14 protein-coding genes and 1 pseudogene are annotated in these 15,709 nt (G+C 61.0%); 6 read left to right on the top strand and 9 right to left on the bottom strand.

What is annotated here, in order from left to right; all coding sequences use genetic code 11:
* Positions 1-271 precede the first annotated feature (271 nt).
* Complete coding sequence (gene ilvB, locus SYN63AY4M2_RS11135) at positions 272-2,068, bottom strand: biosynthetic-type acetolactate synthase large subunit (protein WP_099813002.1); 1,797 nt, start codon at positions 2,066-2,068, stop codon at positions 272-274.
* Between the two features lie 532 nt (positions 2,069-2,600).
* Between ilvB and SYN63AY4M2_RS14475 the strand changes: the two genes are divergently transcribed.
* Positions 2,601-2,756, top strand: coding sequence for a PepSY domain-containing protein (locus SYN63AY4M2_RS14475; protein ID WP_346426067.1), 156 nt, complete (start codon positions 2,601-2,603; stop codon positions 2,754-2,756).
* Between the two features lie 39 nt (positions 2,757-2,795).
* Here the strand turns inward: SYN63AY4M2_RS14475 and SYN63AY4M2_RS11130 are convergent, their stop codons facing one another.
* Genes SYN63AY4M2_RS11130 through SYN63AY4M2_RS11120 form a run of 3 tightly spaced genes read right to left on the bottom strand, consistent with a single transcriptional unit; the run spans position 2,796 to position 5,262 of the window.
* A complete protein-coding gene (locus tag SYN63AY4M2_RS11130) occupies positions 2,796-3,347 on the bottom strand; it encodes a hypothetical protein (protein ID WP_011430890.1) in 552 nt (183 codons plus the stop codon).
* On the bottom strand, positions 3,334-3,720 hold the full coding sequence (locus tag SYN63AY4M2_RS11125; RefSeq protein WP_099813344.1) for a hotdog domain-containing protein: 387 nt from the start codon (positions 3,718-3,720) through the stop codon (positions 3,334-3,336). The genes SYN63AY4M2_RS11130 and SYN63AY4M2_RS11125 overlap by 14 nt, the downstream gene beginning before the upstream one ends.
* A gap of 33 nt (positions 3,721-3,753) precedes the next feature.
* Positions 3,754-5,262 (bottom strand): hypothetical protein, encoded by a 1,509-nt coding sequence (locus tag SYN63AY4M2_RS11120; protein ID WP_011430892.1) that lies wholly within the window; start codon positions 5,260-5,262, stop codon positions 3,754-3,756.
* A 196-nt stretch (positions 5,263-5,458) separates the two neighbouring features.
* On the opposite strand from SYN63AY4M2_RS11120, the gene SYN63AY4M2_RS11115 reads away from it, so the two are divergent.
* A complete protein-coding gene (locus SYN63AY4M2_RS11115; protein ID WP_041438461.1) occupies positions 5,459-7,627 on the top strand; it encodes a toll/interleukin-1 receptor domain-containing protein in 2,169 nt (722 codons plus the stop codon).
* Between the two features lie 210 nt (positions 7,628-7,837).
* Here SYN63AY4M2_RS11115 and SYN63AY4M2_RS11110 read toward each other — a convergent pair whose 3' ends face one another.
* The 3 genes and pseudogenes from SYN63AY4M2_RS11110 to SYN63AY4M2_RS13965 form a co-directional block, all read right to left on the bottom strand.
* Positions 7,838-8,095 carry a hypothetical protein gene (locus SYN63AY4M2_RS11110; protein WP_049749773.1) on the bottom strand — a complete coding sequence of 86 codons (258 nt, stop codon included), beginning with the start codon at positions 8,093-8,095 and terminating at the stop codon, positions 7,838-7,840.
* A 202-nt stretch (positions 8,096-8,297) separates the two neighbouring features.
* Positions 8,298-9,229 (bottom strand): IS630 family transposase gene (locus SYN63AY4M2_RS11105; protein ID WP_099887378.1). Its coding sequence is split into 2 segments (ribosomal slippage): positions 8,298-8,893 and positions 8,893-9,229, totalling 933 coding nucleotides; the frame shifts between segments, so codons are not numbered across the junction.
* Between the two features lie 304 nt (positions 9,230-9,533).
* Positions 9,534-9,644 (bottom strand): annotated as a pseudogene (locus tag SYN63AY4M2_RS13965) (SulP family inorganic anion transporter); the annotation flags it as partial.
* A gap of 380 nt (positions 9,645-10,024) precedes the next feature.
* On the opposite strand from SYN63AY4M2_RS13965, the gene SYN63AY4M2_RS11090 reads away from it, so the two are divergent.
* The 4 genes from SYN63AY4M2_RS11090 to SYN63AY4M2_RS11075 all read left to right on the top strand — a co-directional run bounded on the left by SYN63AY4M2_RS11090 (position 10,025) and on the right by SYN63AY4M2_RS11075 (position 13,016).
* Positions 10,025-10,456, top strand: coding sequence for a hypothetical protein (locus SYN63AY4M2_RS11090; protein WP_011430898.1), 432 nt, complete (start codon positions 10,025-10,027; stop codon positions 10,454-10,456).
* Between the two features lie 54 nt (positions 10,457-10,510).
* Entirely contained in the window at positions 10,511-11,371 is an 861-nt protein-coding gene (locus tag SYN63AY4M2_RS11085; protein WP_228375271.1) for a DUF2993 domain-containing protein, read from the top strand.
* Positions 11,372-11,615: 244 nt separating this feature from the next.
* Positions 11,616-12,242 (top strand): GerMN domain-containing protein, encoded by a 627-nt coding sequence (locus SYN63AY4M2_RS11080; protein ID WP_099813000.1) that lies wholly within the window; start codon positions 11,616-11,618, stop codon positions 12,240-12,242.
* A gap of 6 nt (positions 12,243-12,248) precedes the next feature.
* Positions 12,249-13,016 (top strand): MlaE family lipid ABC transporter permease subunit, encoded by a 768-nt coding sequence (locus SYN63AY4M2_RS11075; protein ID WP_011430901.1) that lies wholly within the window; start codon positions 12,249-12,251, stop codon positions 13,014-13,016.
* Positions 13,017-13,058: 42 nt separating this feature from the next.
* Here SYN63AY4M2_RS11075 and SYN63AY4M2_RS11070 read toward each other — a convergent pair whose 3' ends face one another.
* Both SYN63AY4M2_RS11070 and SYN63AY4M2_RS13850 read right to left on the bottom strand, forming a co-directional pair.
* Complete coding sequence (locus SYN63AY4M2_RS11070; protein WP_099835815.1) at positions 13,059-14,165, bottom strand: peptidylprolyl isomerase; 1,107 nt, start codon at positions 14,163-14,165, stop codon at positions 13,059-13,061.
* A 197-nt stretch (positions 14,166-14,362) separates the two neighbouring features.
* Positions 14,363-15,157, bottom strand: coding sequence for a choice-of-anchor Q domain-containing protein (locus SYN63AY4M2_RS13850; RefSeq protein WP_168173340.1), 795 nt, complete (start codon positions 15,155-15,157; stop codon positions 14,363-14,365).
* Between the last annotated feature and the right edge of the window lie 552 nt (positions 15,158-15,709).

The following is a 15,709-nucleotide window of genomic DNA, read 5'->3' as shown; positions in this document are numbered from 1 at the left end:
GGCCGGAACCTTTTGGCAACTTCCACCCGCACCGCGTGGAAAAAAGAATTTCCGACTACTTGAGCCTCACTCCCCCCCTTCCTCTTGGACGATGGGCTGGGGTTGGTCGCAGCAGAGGCGCGCTCGGGAAGTGTTTTCTTCAATCGGGTTTGAAACGACTGCAGTTTGAAATAGCCATCATCGGCATCCCTGCGGACTTTCCGCTGCCGAGGGCGGGCCTTGTTGCGAAGGGATCCCAACTTCCCTGCCCTGATGGCCAGCCCTGCCGGTTCTAGAGCTTGGTGCCGCACTCGGCGCAGAACTTGTGCAGGCTGGGGTTTTTGGTGCCGCAATTGGGGCAGTAAATCAGCTCGGCGGCTTGCTCCAGTTGCCGCTTTTCCGGCAGGCCGATCATCTGGTAGTTGGCTTTGCCGGCGGGCACCATCGGGTAGCAGTTCTCGTCCCGCTTGACCACAAAATCGACCACCACCGGCCCCTCGTGGCGCAGCATCTCTTGGATGGCGTCGTCCACTTGATCGGGGTGATCGACGCGCATGCCCTTGATACCAAAGGCTTCGGCCAGCTTGACAAAATCTGGCATGCCCGCCGCCATATCGGAGTGAGAATAGCGCTCGCCGTGGAAAGCCTGCTGCCACTGCCGCACCATGCCCTGCCAGCCGTTGTTGATGATGGCCACCTTGGTGGCAATGCCGTACTGGGCCACCGTGCCCAGCTCCTGCATGTTCATCTGGAAGCTGGCGTCGCCGCTGATGCAGATCACCTCGGCGTGGGGCAGGGCCACTTTGACCCCCATGGCCGCCGGGAAACCGTAGCCCATGGTGCCCAGGCCAGAACTGGAGATCCACTGGCGCGGCCCGTTACGCAGAAACTGCGCCGCCCACATTTGGTGCTGACCGACATCGGTGGTGTAGTAGGCGTGGGGAGCATGGCGACGAAAGGCATCGATCACCTGCTGCGGGGCGATCACGCCCTCATAGCGGGGCACCTGCAGGGGGTAGTCCCGTTTCCAGCGCTCGATCCGCTCCAGCCAAGCCTGCGTCTGGCCAGGGGTGTGGGGCATTTTGCTCAGTTGCGCCAACAGCTCCACCAGGACGGTGCGCACATCTCCCACAATCGGCACGTCCGGAGTGCGGTTTTTGCCCACTTCTGCCGGGTCGATATCAATGTGGATAACCTTGGCGTGCTTGGCAAATTCGTCCAGCTTGCCGGTTACGCGGTCGTCAAAGCGGGCCCCCACGGCAATCAGCAGGTCGCACTCGGTAACGGCGAAGTTGGCGTAGGCGGTGCCGTGCATGCCCAGCATCCCCACCGAGAGGGGATCGTTCTCATCGAAGGCCCCTTTGCCCATGAGGGTGGTGGTCACCGGGATCTGATAGGTGTGGGCCAGCTCGGCAATCTCGGCATGGGCACCCGAGATGATGGCCCCGCCCCCCACGTAGAGCAGGGGCCGCTTGGCCTGCAGGATCAGCTTGGCCGCCGCGTGGATCTGGCGAGGGTTGCCCCGCACCGTGGGCCGGTAGCCGGGGATATTGACCTCGCTGACCGGCTGGTAGTCGAACTCTTCCAGGCCCACATCTTTGGGGATGTCGATCAACACTGGACCGGGTCGCCCCGTGCTGGCGATGTGGAAGGCCTCGGCCACAATCCGGGCCATCTGCCGGGGGTCGCGCACCACGTAGGAGTGTTTGACAATGGGCAGGGTGATGCCAAAAATGTCAGTCTCCTGAAAGCCATCAGTACCAATCAAATGGCGGGGCACCTGGCCAGTAATGGCCACCAGAGGCACGGAGTCCATTATGGCGTTGGCGATGCCTGTCACCAAATTGGTTGCCCCCGGCCCCGAGGTGGCAAAGCACACCCCCACCTTGCCGGTAGCGCGGGCGTAGCCATCGGCAGCATGGGCAGCGGCCTGTTCGTGGCGGACTAGGAAATGTTTGAGTAGCCCTTGGGATTCGGCCTTGTACAGCTCGTCGTAGATGGGCAAGATCGCTCCTCCTGGATAGCCGAAAATGTGCTGCACCCCATGTCGATGCAGGCTATCCACCAGTGCATAGGCCCCTGTTGCCACGATATCTTCTCCCCACTGAAGACGACCGAGCGCTCAACCTGAAGGGTTTGAGCTAGAAGACCAGCCAGCTATTGGCCGGCTTTTTAGGTTGTGTATTTAATTCAACAGTCTAGCAGGGGTTTGCTCCGCAGGGTTGAGATTTGCCTGGGGGGTGGCAACCGGTTTTTTCCTTCACCCTGCTTTTGCCTTGGAGAGCCCTTTAAGGCTGAGCTGTCGCATCCCCAGCAGAGGTGGCTCTAGATGAGAAGGGATCCGCTGCCCTGGGGATCCTGCGCTGCAAAACCTGCCCAGGCCGACGTGAGACCATCCGGTTCTCAGAGGGTTGAACCTGAAATTGATGGCATCCTCCCCTCAATATTTATTGAGGGGATTATTGCCCCTCGAGCTCCCCTACTTCTCTAAAACCTGCTGTTATCTATCTAGGTTTGATGATTGCGATGCTGGTCGGCAACCCGCTGGCTGGCCTCAAGACCGGCCCAGAGCCGGTTTTTGCCCAGTCTTCTGTCTCAGCAATCGATGAAGAAACTATTGGATTGCTCGCTTAGTTGTTCCCGCTGCTTCCGTTGAAGAAGTCGAACTGGAGCGGGAGAATGGGCGCTGGGTTTGGAAGGTGGGGTTTGCCAACGACATTGAGGTCAAAATCGATGGCAGAGCCGGGAAAATTCTAGACATCGATGATGACTGGTAGTTGGGCTGCTGCAAGAGCCCAAGAGAGGGCTGACGAGTTCTATCGGATCCTCGAGCGGCTGCTGCGCAGGATGAGCCATGCCAATTCCAAGGCCGGCCCCAGCACTCGCCAGGCGCGAAAGCAAAGCAGCAGGGATCCCTGTCCGTGCCAGCCGGTGTGGGCGAAGGTCAAGCGCAGGTGGCAAGCCAGCGAGGGGGGGAGGGTTGCCAAAAGCCCTAGGCACTGCCCCGTCAAGGCCGGGTCGGCAAAGCCGATTTCCAGGCCGCCTCGCCAGGACTGGATCTGGATCCCCTCGGCCAACCGCCTCAGAAGGGGCCAGAAGCGAGGCCAGTCGGCAAAGGAGAGACGGCAGCCCACCCAGGCTGGCCAATGCCCGCGAACGTATAGGGACCCGCAGCGCCATTCCCAACCCCGACGGCTGCCCCGCAGAGCCAAGCCCCTCCACCCGCGCCATTCCCCAACCCAGGCGAGGGGGCCCTGCCAAGGCTTGCGGTAGCGCAGCAGGAGCTGTTGTGGCCAGAACAAAAACAGCCCCAACCCCGTGACCAGCAACAGCCCTGCCAGGCGCTGGATGACCTCAGGCCAGCCCATAGCGAGCCAGAAAACGGGGCAAATCGACCACCTGACAGGTATAGGATCCCTGCATGACCAAGCGCCCCTGCTGCGTGATCTTCACCTGAAATTCAATGCGCCTTCCCACCGCTTGCACAACCTCAACCTGAACGTGTAGAGGATCCCCGACCACGGCTGCCGAGCAGTGTTCCAGGGCAAAGCGGATCCCGACGACGGCTTCTTCCCCCTCGTAGAAGGGCTGCAAGGTGTTGTGGCCGCACCGCTCGATCAGCGCCAACAGCGCCGGGGATCCGATCACCCTCACGCCGGGGTTGCCCAGGGCCTCTGCCGTTTGCTCGGGGCCGGGGATCCCTTGCCAGGTGCCGCGGGTGCCGAGAGGAACAGGTTTCACGGTCTGGGAGCCCCAACAGGCGAGGGTGGGCATTTAGCGGGATGCAGTCCTGGACTGCCACAGGCGCCAGCCCTGCCCAAGCAAGAGGCAGAGAACCAGGATCCCGACGAGAACCACCAGCACCAGGGCCCGCTCCAGGCGGGTGGCATAGAACCCCGTCACCGTCCAGTTGCGGCTGAGGTTGGAGCCCAAAATGGCAAGCATAGCCAGGCCCAAAGCTTGGGTCCCTGTCCAAGGTGCCCTTCCCCTTTCTTGGTTTAGGGCTATGGGCTGCAGCGCTGCCAAGATCAAGGCGGTGATCAAGGCTGCCAGCAAGAAGGCCGCCTGCGGCTGGGCGTGGACGAAATAGCCCACCCCCAGCGGCAGGAGCAGGCTGGCCAGCGTCAGGCCGATCCCCGTCGGCAGCGGCCTGTCTTGCCCGTACACCCAGTGGACAAGCGCTGCCAGCCCCATGCTCGCCATGCCCAGGTACAGCGCCGCCGCCACATAGGGCTGGGTGAGGTCGATCCCGGCCACCTGCAGGTTGAACTGGTGCAGCAGGTTTTGCAGCAGGGGTTGGGCCGACAAAAACAGGGCGGCCATTGCCCCCCAGCGGCTGGGAAAAGCCAGACACCCCAGCCCCAGCAGCGCCGCCCCGTAGGATCCCCCCAGCCGCAGCGCCAGCAGCGCCCCACCGCCTACCAGCGTCAGGCTCACACAGGCCCGCCAGAGCAAGGCCTCTTTCCCCTCGGGTGCCGGGATCCCGCCCTCCAAAGCCAGCAGAGCCCACGAGAGCAGCACCCCCGCCCCGTACAGCAGCGCCCAAAAGGGATCCTGGTACAGCCCGTTGCGCACCAGGGCCAAAGCCAGCGCCGTCGCCACCAGCCATCCCACACCGTGCCCCAGGGCCGACAGCAGCCGGTTGGAGCCCACCTCGCTGTCGCGCGAGGACTCCGTCCCGCTGGCGGGAACGGGGAGGATCAGCAGGGGCAGCGTGCCCGCCACCAGGCTGAGGGCAGCCAGCCCCACCGGCAGCAGCACCGACCAAGGGAGATCTTGGGGGGAGCCCATCTCCAGCAGGCGGGATCCCCAGGTCAAGGCGGCGATGCCGCTCCAGCCCTGGCCCAGACCCATCAGCACAGACAGCATCTCCGCCTCGGCCAAGCAGCCCAGCAACGGGATCCCCACCAAGCCCATCCCCAGGCCGCAGCCCCACAGCAGCAGAGAAAAAGCAGCTCCCGCCTCAGATTCCTCGAAAGCACCGCGGGCTAGGCCCCACACGCTGGCCAAGCTGAGCAGCAGCACCGCCAGCCCCTGCCCGGCCCGCCCGCAGCCGCTCAAGCCCAGCAGACCCAACCCCACCAGTCCCCCCAGCAACACCGCTAGCGGGATCGGCTCCGACAACTGTCCCAGCCCTGCCCCCAGCGCCGCCAAGGCTGCCAAGCCCAGCCCCACTGCCGGCTGCCAACGGCGAAGGGATCCCCAGCGGCGATAGCGAATCGCTTCCAACAGCAAAACCACCAAGCCAATTGCAGCCCCAATCGCCAGCGCTCCGCTTACCATCTCCCCCTCCTGACCAACCCTTCCTCAACTATCGCCGATCTTGGTCTGGCCATCGAAGGACTCCGTCCCGCTGGCGCAAACGGCAAAAGGGTTGACAGAAACTTGGTGCCTTATCCCCCAGCCGGGGAAGGGCAATGCCCCAAGCCGCCGAGGCGGTGGCAAAGATAAGCTGGAAAAGAGCAGCGAGCGGGCGTTCATGTCTTCCGAGCATTACAAGTTCGACCTCTTCTTGCGTTACCACCGGGCCCAGGCCCGTTGGGCGCGGCAGTTGGCGGAGCGGCTGGATCGGGAGGGCTTCAAGGTCTGGTTTGACCGCTGGATGCTACAGCCAGGAGACGACCGCCGGCTGGAGCTGCAACTGGCCATCGAACAGTGCCGCTGGGTCGGGGTGGTGGCCTCGCCGGAGTTTGTCGCCAATCCCTGGCCCAGAGATGAGCTCTACAGCGGCTTCTCCCACGCCCCGCCCCGGCAGAACCAGCGCCTGCTGACGCTGCTGCACACGCCCGCCGAGCTGCCCCGCCCCCTGGCAGAAGCGCCGCTGCTGGACTTTAGCGGCTCCGATGAGGATCCGGTGCTGTTCGAGTACCGGGCCCGGGAGCTGATGCACTTTTTGGATCCCAGCTTTCCCGCCCCCGGGGATCTGCAGCGATTTCGGCTGCAATACCGTCGCCGCGAGGAACTCCCTGAAGATGAGGAGGTGCGGGGGTTCCAGGCCTTTTTGCGGGCCATTCAAATGGCCATCCTGCGCATTGCCACCGGCGAAATGCCCTCTGCCACGCCGGAGGAAGGAGCACGCAAGATTGCCATTTTGCAATTTATTCAGCGGCTGTTTCAGTGGAACAGCGCCGACATTCAATTTGAGCGGGCCGAGGAGTGGCGCAAGCGGGGCAACCTGAGCGAGGCGCTGGCCGCCTACGACCGTGCCTTGAACATGGATCCCAACTTTGCCCTGGCCTGGAGCCGGCGCGGCGATGTGCTGGTGCAGTTGGCCCGCTACCGCGAGGCGGTGGACAGCTACAACGGATCCCTGAGCATCAACCCCTACGACGAGGAGACGCGGCTGCGCCTGGCCCTGATTTTGGGGCGCCTGGGCCAGTACAAAGCGGCGGTGGTCAACTACGACAAGGTGCTGGAGAGCAACCCCGAAGATGCCTTGGCCTGGCACAATCGCGGCATTCGCCTCATGCAACTGAAGCGGCCCAAGCTGGCCCTCAACAGCCTGAACAAGGCGCTGCGCTACAACCCCCAACAGCCCCGCACCTGGCTGGCGCGTGGGATCGTGCTGCGGCGGCTGCGGCGGCCCAGCTCGGCGGCGGCCAGCTTTGCCCGCGTCCTGAAGCTCAACCCCAGAAGTGGCCGGGTCTGGCGCTACCAAGGCAATGCCCTGTTCCACTGCCAGCGGCTGCGCTCGGCCATCGAGTGTTACAAGCGCTCGCTGCGGCTGCGCCGCCGGGATCCCATTACGCTCCACAACCTAGGGGTGGCTCTGCTGCGCCTGGGGCAGTATCGGCTGGCCAGCAAGGCCCTGGAACGTGCTCTGCGCTACGACGCCGACAACCCCAAAAGCTGGTATGCCCGCGGCGTGGCCTTCCAGAAATTGGGCTACCTGAGGGAGGCTTGCATTCACTTCGAGGAAGCCCTGAAAATCCGGCCAGAGGACTTCCCGGCTCGCTACGCCCTGGCGGTGGCCCAGCAGGAGCTGGGGCAATACGAAGCCAGCCTGGAGCAGTTCCGGCGCCTGGTGCAACAGCGTCCCGGCAGCTTTGCCTGCTGGTTTGGCCAGATCACCAGCCTGCGGCGCTTGGGCCGGTTGGAAGAAGCCCTTGCTGCCGCCCAACAGATGACCCGCCTCAACGAACGGGATCCCTGGGGCTGGTTTGCCTTAGGGCTAGTGTATGGCGACCTGAAAGAGGCAGAAAAAGCGGTGGAGGCCTACTCGCGGGTTTTGCAGCTCACCCCAGAAGACGCGGTGGCCCTCAACAACCGCGCCTGGGAGGCCCTGAAGCTGGGGAAATTGGAGCTGGCTCTAGCCGACGCCCAACGGGCCACAGAACTGGAGCCGCAGCGGCCCGCCTTCTGGCATACCTTGGCGCTAATCCAACTACAGGCCGGCCAGCGGGAGGCGGCCCAGGCCAGTTTGCAGCGCTGCCTGGAACTGGATCCCCAGTTTCAGCCGGCCCAAGCTGCTCTGCAGGAGCTGAACCGCGCCGGCTCCAGCTCGCCGACACCGTTGCCGGGCAACTTTGCCGAGAGCCCTGCTGCTGACGCGCCGGCAGGAACGGCGCTGCCAGAACTGAAAACCCTCACCCCTCAAGAGGAGCCGCAACCGGTAGACCGTAGGCCCCTACCGGATCCCTCCGCTTAGCCCTTGTCTTGTGCCAATCCCCACAACGCCCTGACTGGATTTATGCCCAGGGACAGCTTGCCTCCCTGCCTGACAAAACTCCACCGGCTCAGGGCTATGTAGACCATCCGCGAACTGAAGCGCGGAAGCAGGCTACTGAGCAGGGGGAGAACCTCAGCCTTAGCAATATACAAACTGTGCTGTTCAGAGGGGCCGTCAGCTCTCCCCCGTTCACAGCAAGGGCAGGCCGCGCAGTCGTCGCAGTTGGTTGATATGGGCTGGGCAATCACACCCGAACAGGGCAATGGCGGCGTTGCTCTCTTCGAGGGTGAACTCCAAGAAAAGATGCTCCGCCGCCTCGACCTCAGCTTCAGATGGGTTGGGATCCCCTATCTCTGGCCAAGGGAGCGGGTGCCGCCACGGCAAAGAACGAGAGCGGACAACACTCAGATCAAATTGAGGCACCTCCAGAGCAGAAGCCCAAGCCATAGGAGCAGGCGACAGCAGCAACGCCCACAGAGCCGGTGTAGCCCACCTAGCCCAACGCCAATAGAAATGAGGGATCCCTGCCATCAATCTGACCAACTCACCGTAGCGGTAGTGTACCACTGGTTTTGGCTTCTGTCAGGAAAGAGAAACTCCATCAGCCGAAATGACCGTAAAGTGGTTGAGCTTACAGCCTGTTAAGGACTCAAGGGGTACAATAGCAGCACTTAGCAAACCAACTTTGGAAGGAGGATGGATTGATCAGTAGTAAAGAAGTCTTCACTATCTGCTCCATGCTATATTTCCCAATTCTGCAAAGCTGCCGAATAAAATGCTTCAACACCGACCACATCATCTCAATGGGATTCAACTCCGGCGCATACACAGGTAGGTATAGGATTCGTGCTCCTGTCCCCCTAATCAATTCCTCAACTTCCCGACTCTTGTGGATATTTAAATCCTTCCTCGCATCTAGCTTCGGACATAGCTCGCTTCTCAAAAACTCCAAAAAATCTCCTTTCTTCATCCCACCCTTGATGACACGACAGCCAACTACACCTCTCAAGGAAATAGCTCCAATAACTGTATACTTTTCACCCTTGTATCTCTGACGATAATGATAAGCCCTTTGACCACGTAAACTCCGAGATACTCTCCGCTCCATTCCCTCCCAGACTCCCGTCTGGTCGATGGCAATCAAATCCTCCGCTGGAATATTCCTGACTTCTTGACTATAAGCTAGTCGTTCCCTTTGCACCTCCTCTTCTTTGACTTTTGCACTGCGGTAGGTCTTTTTTTTAGAGTCATTCCTTGCTTTTTCAAGAAATTATGTATCGTGACGATGCTTACATTGATTCCTAAGCGCTCGCGCAACAGTTCTTGATACTGCCACAGGTAGAAGTCTGGGTGTTCTGTAATAATTGCGATCACTTCCTGCCGATGTTGTTCCAAAATGCCCACTCGCTTGGTGCCTGCTTTCTTAGGGGCTAAATCTTGAGTTTGTTGGTACTGACGCACCCAGCGGTGTACTGTTCTTTTGGTCACCATGAAGCGTTTAGCTACCTGGCGGATGGAGGTGCTACCTGCCTGGTAGGCTGCTACAACTCTTTGCCGCAAATCCAAAGAATGAGTCGGCATTCCTTTCTCTCCTTCCTCTTGAATACCTGTACCCTATTTTAAATTAAAAGGCTGTACCTAATTTATGGTGAAAAACCCGACGGGTGGAAACCCTCTGGAAAGCGTGTCAAGCGGGGCCTGTACCAAACGGCAAAGGGGTGGTTGGTTAACGCTGAGGCAAATGCTGTCGCCAACCTGCTTAAGAAAGTCAGCAGAACCTTGGAGCTTTGCGTGAAGGAACTGTCTAGAGGCGCTTTGACAACGCCGTTACGGGTTCTTTTGTGGACTGCGTAAGAATCCCCCGCCTTCAGGCGGTGGGAGTGTTAAATCCAGCTACAATTGCTGTGTAAAGCCCCGCTTTAGGATCAACGCCGCTGGCAATGGCAAAGGCAAGCGCTAGCGGCAAAGCCACCACTGCTGTGGTCAAGCCGCCCATAAGGTCGCCGCGCCAGCGCGCCAAAAGCTTTTTCCACCCTTGGCCTGCGTCATCCGTAGCCACAGTTGGCTGACTCACCACAGCTACTCGAACACTCCTCAGTTGCCGATAAGTCCTTTCAAAGGGTAACACAGTGTTTACAAATGTGTATACGGACTCAATGGCACCGGGGAAGGTGTAGCGTCGCTGAGTGCCTCAGCGGCAGTTGACGGATAAAGCCAGAGTGTGAGCAGCCGATCGTAGGCCCAACGATGGTTTAGAATATTTTTAGAATCTGGTCTGAGGTTGCGGGGATCCTAAAGACGCCCAGCTCGGCGGTTTTATTCCGTCGTTTCTTCTCCCCTTTCCCTTCAGCTCCCTCTGTAACTTAGGAGATTGCTATGGCCGTTCCTAGTGGTCTTTCCAGCCCGCTGCCGGAGCAAGAAACCTCTACGGGACAAGGAAACGGTCTGAACTTGGCTCCTCGGCCTGCCGACCCGATCCTGCCGGCTGCTCTAGGGTCAGGAGAGAGGTCCGGCCCGCCGGTGTTTCCTAGCCCTGTCAAGTTCAGCAAGATCGAGATCGACAACCGCCCGGTGGGAGCTTCCACCCTGAAGGTAGTGGATTACTTTGCCGATGGCCGTCCGGTTGCTGCTGCCACTCTGAAAGTTGTGGATACCTGGGGCGAGGGGCGCCCAACGGTGGCTTCCGGCGTCAAATTTGTCCATGACCCAACCCTCAACCGGCCGGTGATGGCGGACGGCCTGAAAATTGCCAAAACTTTCCTGGGAAATCGCCCTATTGAGGCTAGTCCCCTTAAGGTGTTGCGTTAGCCGGCATCCCTGACGAGGGCCAGGGATCCCCCTGCTAACCTGAGTGGGGGAGACGTGACAGCGGCAAATATGGAGATCCTGGCGGCTTTGGTGGGGTTGCTGGCGGGCTTGGGAGGAGGGGCAGGCTACCTGGCAGATCAGGCGGCTCGGCAGCTTTTGCTCGCTCAGCTCGATGGGGTAGAGGTTTTGGAGGTGCGCATCCAAAGCCGCCCTAACTATCGTTTTTTGAGCGGCCAGGCGGATCGGTTGTTGGTTGCCGGGCGGGGGCTGTACAGGGCTCCGTTTCCGCGCATAGAGCTGCTGGAGCTGGAAACAGATCCGGTGGCCATTGACCCCTCTTTTTTCCGCGGGGCTCCTCTGCGGCTGGAGCGTCCTCTGCAGGCGGCGGTGCGGGTGGTGGTGCGGGAAGAAGACTTGAATGCTGCCCTCAACTCGCCAGAGGTGCTGAGACAGTTTCAGGATATCCGAGCAGATCTGCCCTTTGGCGGGCTTAGGGACGAACCCCGCCGCTTCGATCTGCGCAAACCCCGGGTCGAGTTTTTGGCTCCTGACCGCCTTCGACTTTCTGCCCTCTTGGTGGAGCAGGAAGGCGGCAGCGAGCAAAAAGACTCCGTCCCGCTGACGCGAGCAGTTGATGTAGTGTTCAACGCCGGGATCCAGGTGGAGGAGGGGCGCCGCTTGCAGCTTCAGGATCCGGAGTTTGTCATCGGCTCTGTGCGGGTTCCCGATGAGATCTCGGCAGCGTTTTTGGGCGGCCTTAACGAGGTGTTTGATCTGCAAGAGCTAGAAGATCTGGGGCTCCTGGTGCGGGTGCTCAGCCTGGAGATAGGGTCTGATCAGGTGCAGGTGATCGGCTTTGTGCGGGTCGAGAGCTTGGAGACCCTGATGGGATCCCGGCGAGCCGCCCTTCCCTAGCAGGGATCCCCGCCCATTGGGGCTAAATCTTCTCGTCGATAGGGTCGTCTTCTGCCAGGAGCTTCTCGATGCGGGCCTCGTCCAGGCGGGAGAGCAGCCGCGCCGCCTCTTGGTTGTCGCGAATGGCTGTGGCCAGCGTGAAGCCAGTTCAAGCTGGCTTGCGCCTGTGCCGGTTTGGGGATCCCCGGCAGGGTGGGCCTTTCTTCGCTACCCTAGAGCTAAGCAAGACAGGGGAATGGCAGCGATGGATCACTACGGAGGGCGTACCGCACAGCTTGGCTCTGGCAAATTGGGGGGGCGACGTTCCCGCCCACGGCGCGACCAGGCCCTGCCCCTGGGGATCCTGGGCTTTTTGCTGGGGGTGGGGGTGATGGGGGGAGCCTGGTGGTACAGCATTGGGCCGCGGCAAACCCTTTCTTTGTACTGGCTGACCACGGCTAACAACTCGATCTACTACGTGCAGCAGGAGCGCTCCGTGCGCGCCTTCGACGCCCAAGAGGCCATCCGTGTGGCTTTGGAAGAGCTGATCGCCGGGCCCCGGGATCCCCACCTCACCACCGCCATCCCTCCCCAGACACGGCTGCTGGATGTGCGGGTGGAAGGCAACGATATTTTCCTCAATTTCTCTTCTGAATTCACGCAAGGGGGGGGATCCACGGCGATGATGAGCCGGATCGCGCAGGTGCTCTACACGGCCACCAGCCAGAACCCCGGCGCGCGGGTGTGGATCTCCGTCGAGGGGCGTGCCCTCGAGGTATTGGGGGGGGAAGGGCTGATGATCGACCAACCCTTGACGCGGGCCTCGTTTGTCCCCAGCTTCCAGCTTCCGGCAGAACCTGAGGCGGAGCCGTCAGCCGTATCGGCCTCTTGAGAGATCATGAACTGGTTCCAACGGGTGGGCAGCAGTTTTCTCCTGGCCGGGCAGGTGACCTTGCACCTGCTGCGGGGCCGCATTCACCGTCGCAACACGCTGGAGCAACTGGCAGCGGTGGGGCTGGAGTCGCTGCTGATTGTTTTGATCACAGCGGTGGTGATCAGCGGCGTTTTCACGATTCAGTTGGCGCGCGAGTTCATCAACTTTGGAGCTTCTTCCCTCATCGGCGGGGTTTTGGCCATTGCCCTGGCCCGCGAGCTGACGCCGGTGGTGACGGCGGTGATCCTGGCTGGACGGGTGGGATCCGCCTTTGCCGCCGAGCTGGGCACCATGAAAGTCACGGAGCAGATCGACGCCCTTTACCTGTTGCGCACCGATCCGGTGGACTATCTGGTGATCCCACGGGTAGTGGCCGCGGGGCTGATGCTGCCGGTGCTCACCATCCTCTCCCTGTTGACGGGGTTGGTGGGGGGGATGATCATCTGCGCGTCGGTTTACAACATTCCTTCCACGGTGTTTCTCACCTCGGCTCAGAATCTCCTGGCCCCTTGGGACTTGATCGTCTGTTGTTTGAAGGCGATGGTGTTTGGGTCTCTGATCGCCATTGTCGGCTCCAACTGGGGCCTTTCCACCAGCGGGGGCGCCAAGGGGGTGGGGCGCTCCACCACCGATGCTGTGGTGACGGCGTTGCTGGGGGTGTTTGTTACCAACTTTCTGATCTCTTGGCTGGCGTTTCAGGGCCCGGGAACTGCCCTCAGCCGCGCCTTCTAGCCACTCAAAAGGGCAAAGGTAGGAGATAGTGATGCAAAATCCCTACGCCCCATTCCTGAGATTTTCTTGGCCTGAGATCAGCCGGGCGCTCAGGATCTGATCCCCCAGCTTGATCTTGCGCAGCACCTCGGTGCCCTCGGTAACATAGCCGAACACGGCGTAGCGGCCATCCATGAGGTTGAGGCCGGCGGGAGTGAGATCCGGCTCGGCCATAAAGATAAAGAACTGAGAAGAGGCGCTGTTGGGATCCTCGGGATAGCGGGCCATGGCCACCGTCCCTTCGGCAGCAAAGGGCAGGGCCGGCTCCACATCCCACAGGCCCAGTTGATCGAAGGTTTGGCCGTAGCGGGGCATTACCTCACCCTTGACCCGGATCTCCATGGGGATGGTGCGGACTCTGCCGGTGGCCGGATCCACATAGCCGTCGGCAGGGCCAGGGGGATCTCCAGCTTGCACTAGGAAGAATTTCTCCACTCGGTCAAAGGTCAGGCCATCGTAGAAGCCCCGCTGCACTAGGTCAGCGAAGTTGCCAGCAGTTATTGGAGCACTATAGCCATCCAGGGTGATCACCATGCGCCCGGCGGTGGTGTTCAGCTCCACTTCTGCCCGGCCCAGGAGCTGCGGCTTGTCGGCGTACTCATCAGGTACCTCGTAGGGGAAGGCCCCCACCCAGTTGTTCTCCAGGGATCCCAAGTCGTCTATGAGGCGGTCGTAGGCGGCGCGGGCTTCCTCCTTGCCCTTGGATTTGCGCTCCGTGGCCTGGCTGATGAGCTGCAACTCCTGGCGTAGGGCGGCTATTGCTTCAGAGGCGGCGGCAGCCTGCTCGGGGGGCAACTCCGCCAGCAGGGGATCCGCATAGCGATCCAGGAGCCGCTCCACCTGGCGCACATCCCCCCGCACCGCCGACCAGCGGTTGTACTTCAGGTCGGCCTCGATTTTGGTGATGGACTCGTCAATTTCCCAGATCCGACTGTCTTGGATGGGCAGCGCCCGCCGCAAGAGGGTTCGCGGATCCGTAATGGCATCCCCTTGCGGCAGCGCCAGCGCCGGGATCCCCCAGAGCGCCACCCCGCAGAGCAGAGCAGCTACGTAGAGGCCAAGCCGGCAAAGGGATCCCCATTGCCAAAATCCTTGGGCACGCTGCGTCATGGTTCCTACCGACTGCAAAACCACTCCTGTCTCAGCCTGACACCCCACCGTCACAGGCGGCAAGCGCTGTCAAACCTCGATAGATATCTCCACGACTGGCTCACTCCACCTGGGGGAAAGCCGTTATCGCTACGCAACGCTTTTGCAACCGCGATAGCAAAGACGGAGTTCTCAGAGGGCATGACTACACGGCTCTCCTACCTAGGAACGGTGACCTCGAAGCGGACGACACCGGCTGATCCAGAACTGCCTCCCCCCACATTCACCACCACCACACCGTTGGGGTTGCTGATGCCCCCACAAGCAGGCGGCACGGCCCCACCCGGCGGAATGAAGGCCCCCCTATCCCCATCTTGGGCGTCGCTAAGGGCCACAGGGGATCCCCCTGTGCTCACCGACAGGCTGCCCGGCACATACTGCAAGCCAGGCGCCAGGGGATCGCACACCACAAAGTTGGAAGCGGGCGAGTCCAGCAGGAAGTAGATGGCATACTGCACCCGCGCTCCTGGGCGCACCGGCAGGTTGATGGCCCCCTGCAGGAAGGTGCTGGCTCCGCCTGGCCAAGGGATCCCTGGGTTGTCGTTGGGGTCGGTGGGCTCGTCGAAGAATTCGGGAATGGAGAGGCCATTGAGGGCGCTGATCCGCTTGACCAGTCGGATCCCTTCGCCTGGGGGAGGTGCTGGGCTGGGTGTGGGCGTCGGAGTGAGTGTGGGTGTCGGTGTCGGGGTGGGCGTCGGTGTTGGAGTGGGTGTTGGCGTCGGTGTTGGGGTGGGGGTGGGCGGAGCTTGCTCCTCATATGCTCCTACATCACACCGAACTCCAGCAGGTCGGGAAAAACCCCGCTGATCCTGGTTGACAGGGCTACTGTTCAGGTCGGTACACTGCCCGGCTGGCACAGCGTCGATGGCTACACTGCCTGCCAGAAGGGCATGGGTCTGGGTCGGCCCACCATTGTTGGCCAGTGGCCCAAGGTTCAAAGCTGCTGAGGTCACAGCCGTAAGTCCTGGGCAGCTTCCATCGGTGTCGAGATTCGCCCCGCTGGGGGTGAGAGTGCCAGCGTTGGAACAATTACCTCCGCTTGTACTGTTTGCGACGATTGAGTTCCTAAGGTTGGCTGTGGCACCGTTGAAAATACCTCCACCTTTTGAAGCTGAGTTCGATGCAATTGTTACAAAGCTTAGACTGCTGGTGCCGAGATTGTAAATGCCACCGCCTTTTGTGCCAGCACTATTTCCTGATAGGGTGCTGTTGGTAATGTTTACTGTACTGCTGCTGGAAACATAGATCCCTCCCCCTTCCTGGTTGACATTGTTGAAGGGGATCTTGCTGGCGTTGTTGAAGGAGATCTCGCTGGCGTTGAGGGTTACCTTGCCGCCGTTGCCGTTGTAAATGCCACCCCCTTTTTCACTAACGTTATTGCCGGAGATCCCTGTTTTGCTGATGTTTGTCGTGCCTAAATTGTAGATGCCGCCCCCTTCCTTGCCAGCACCATTGTTGACAATGCCGGCGTTGGTAACCGTTATCGTGCCGCCGCTGCCGTTGTA

The organism is Synechococcus sp. 63AY4M2 (assembly GCF_002760475.1).
Classification (GTDB): domain Bacteria; phylum Cyanobacteriota; class Cyanobacteriia; order Thermostichales; family Thermostichaceae; genus Thermostichus.
The sequence above is the reverse complement of the archived record's forward strand: the minus strand, read 5'-3'. Positions and strand labels throughout refer to the sequence as shown.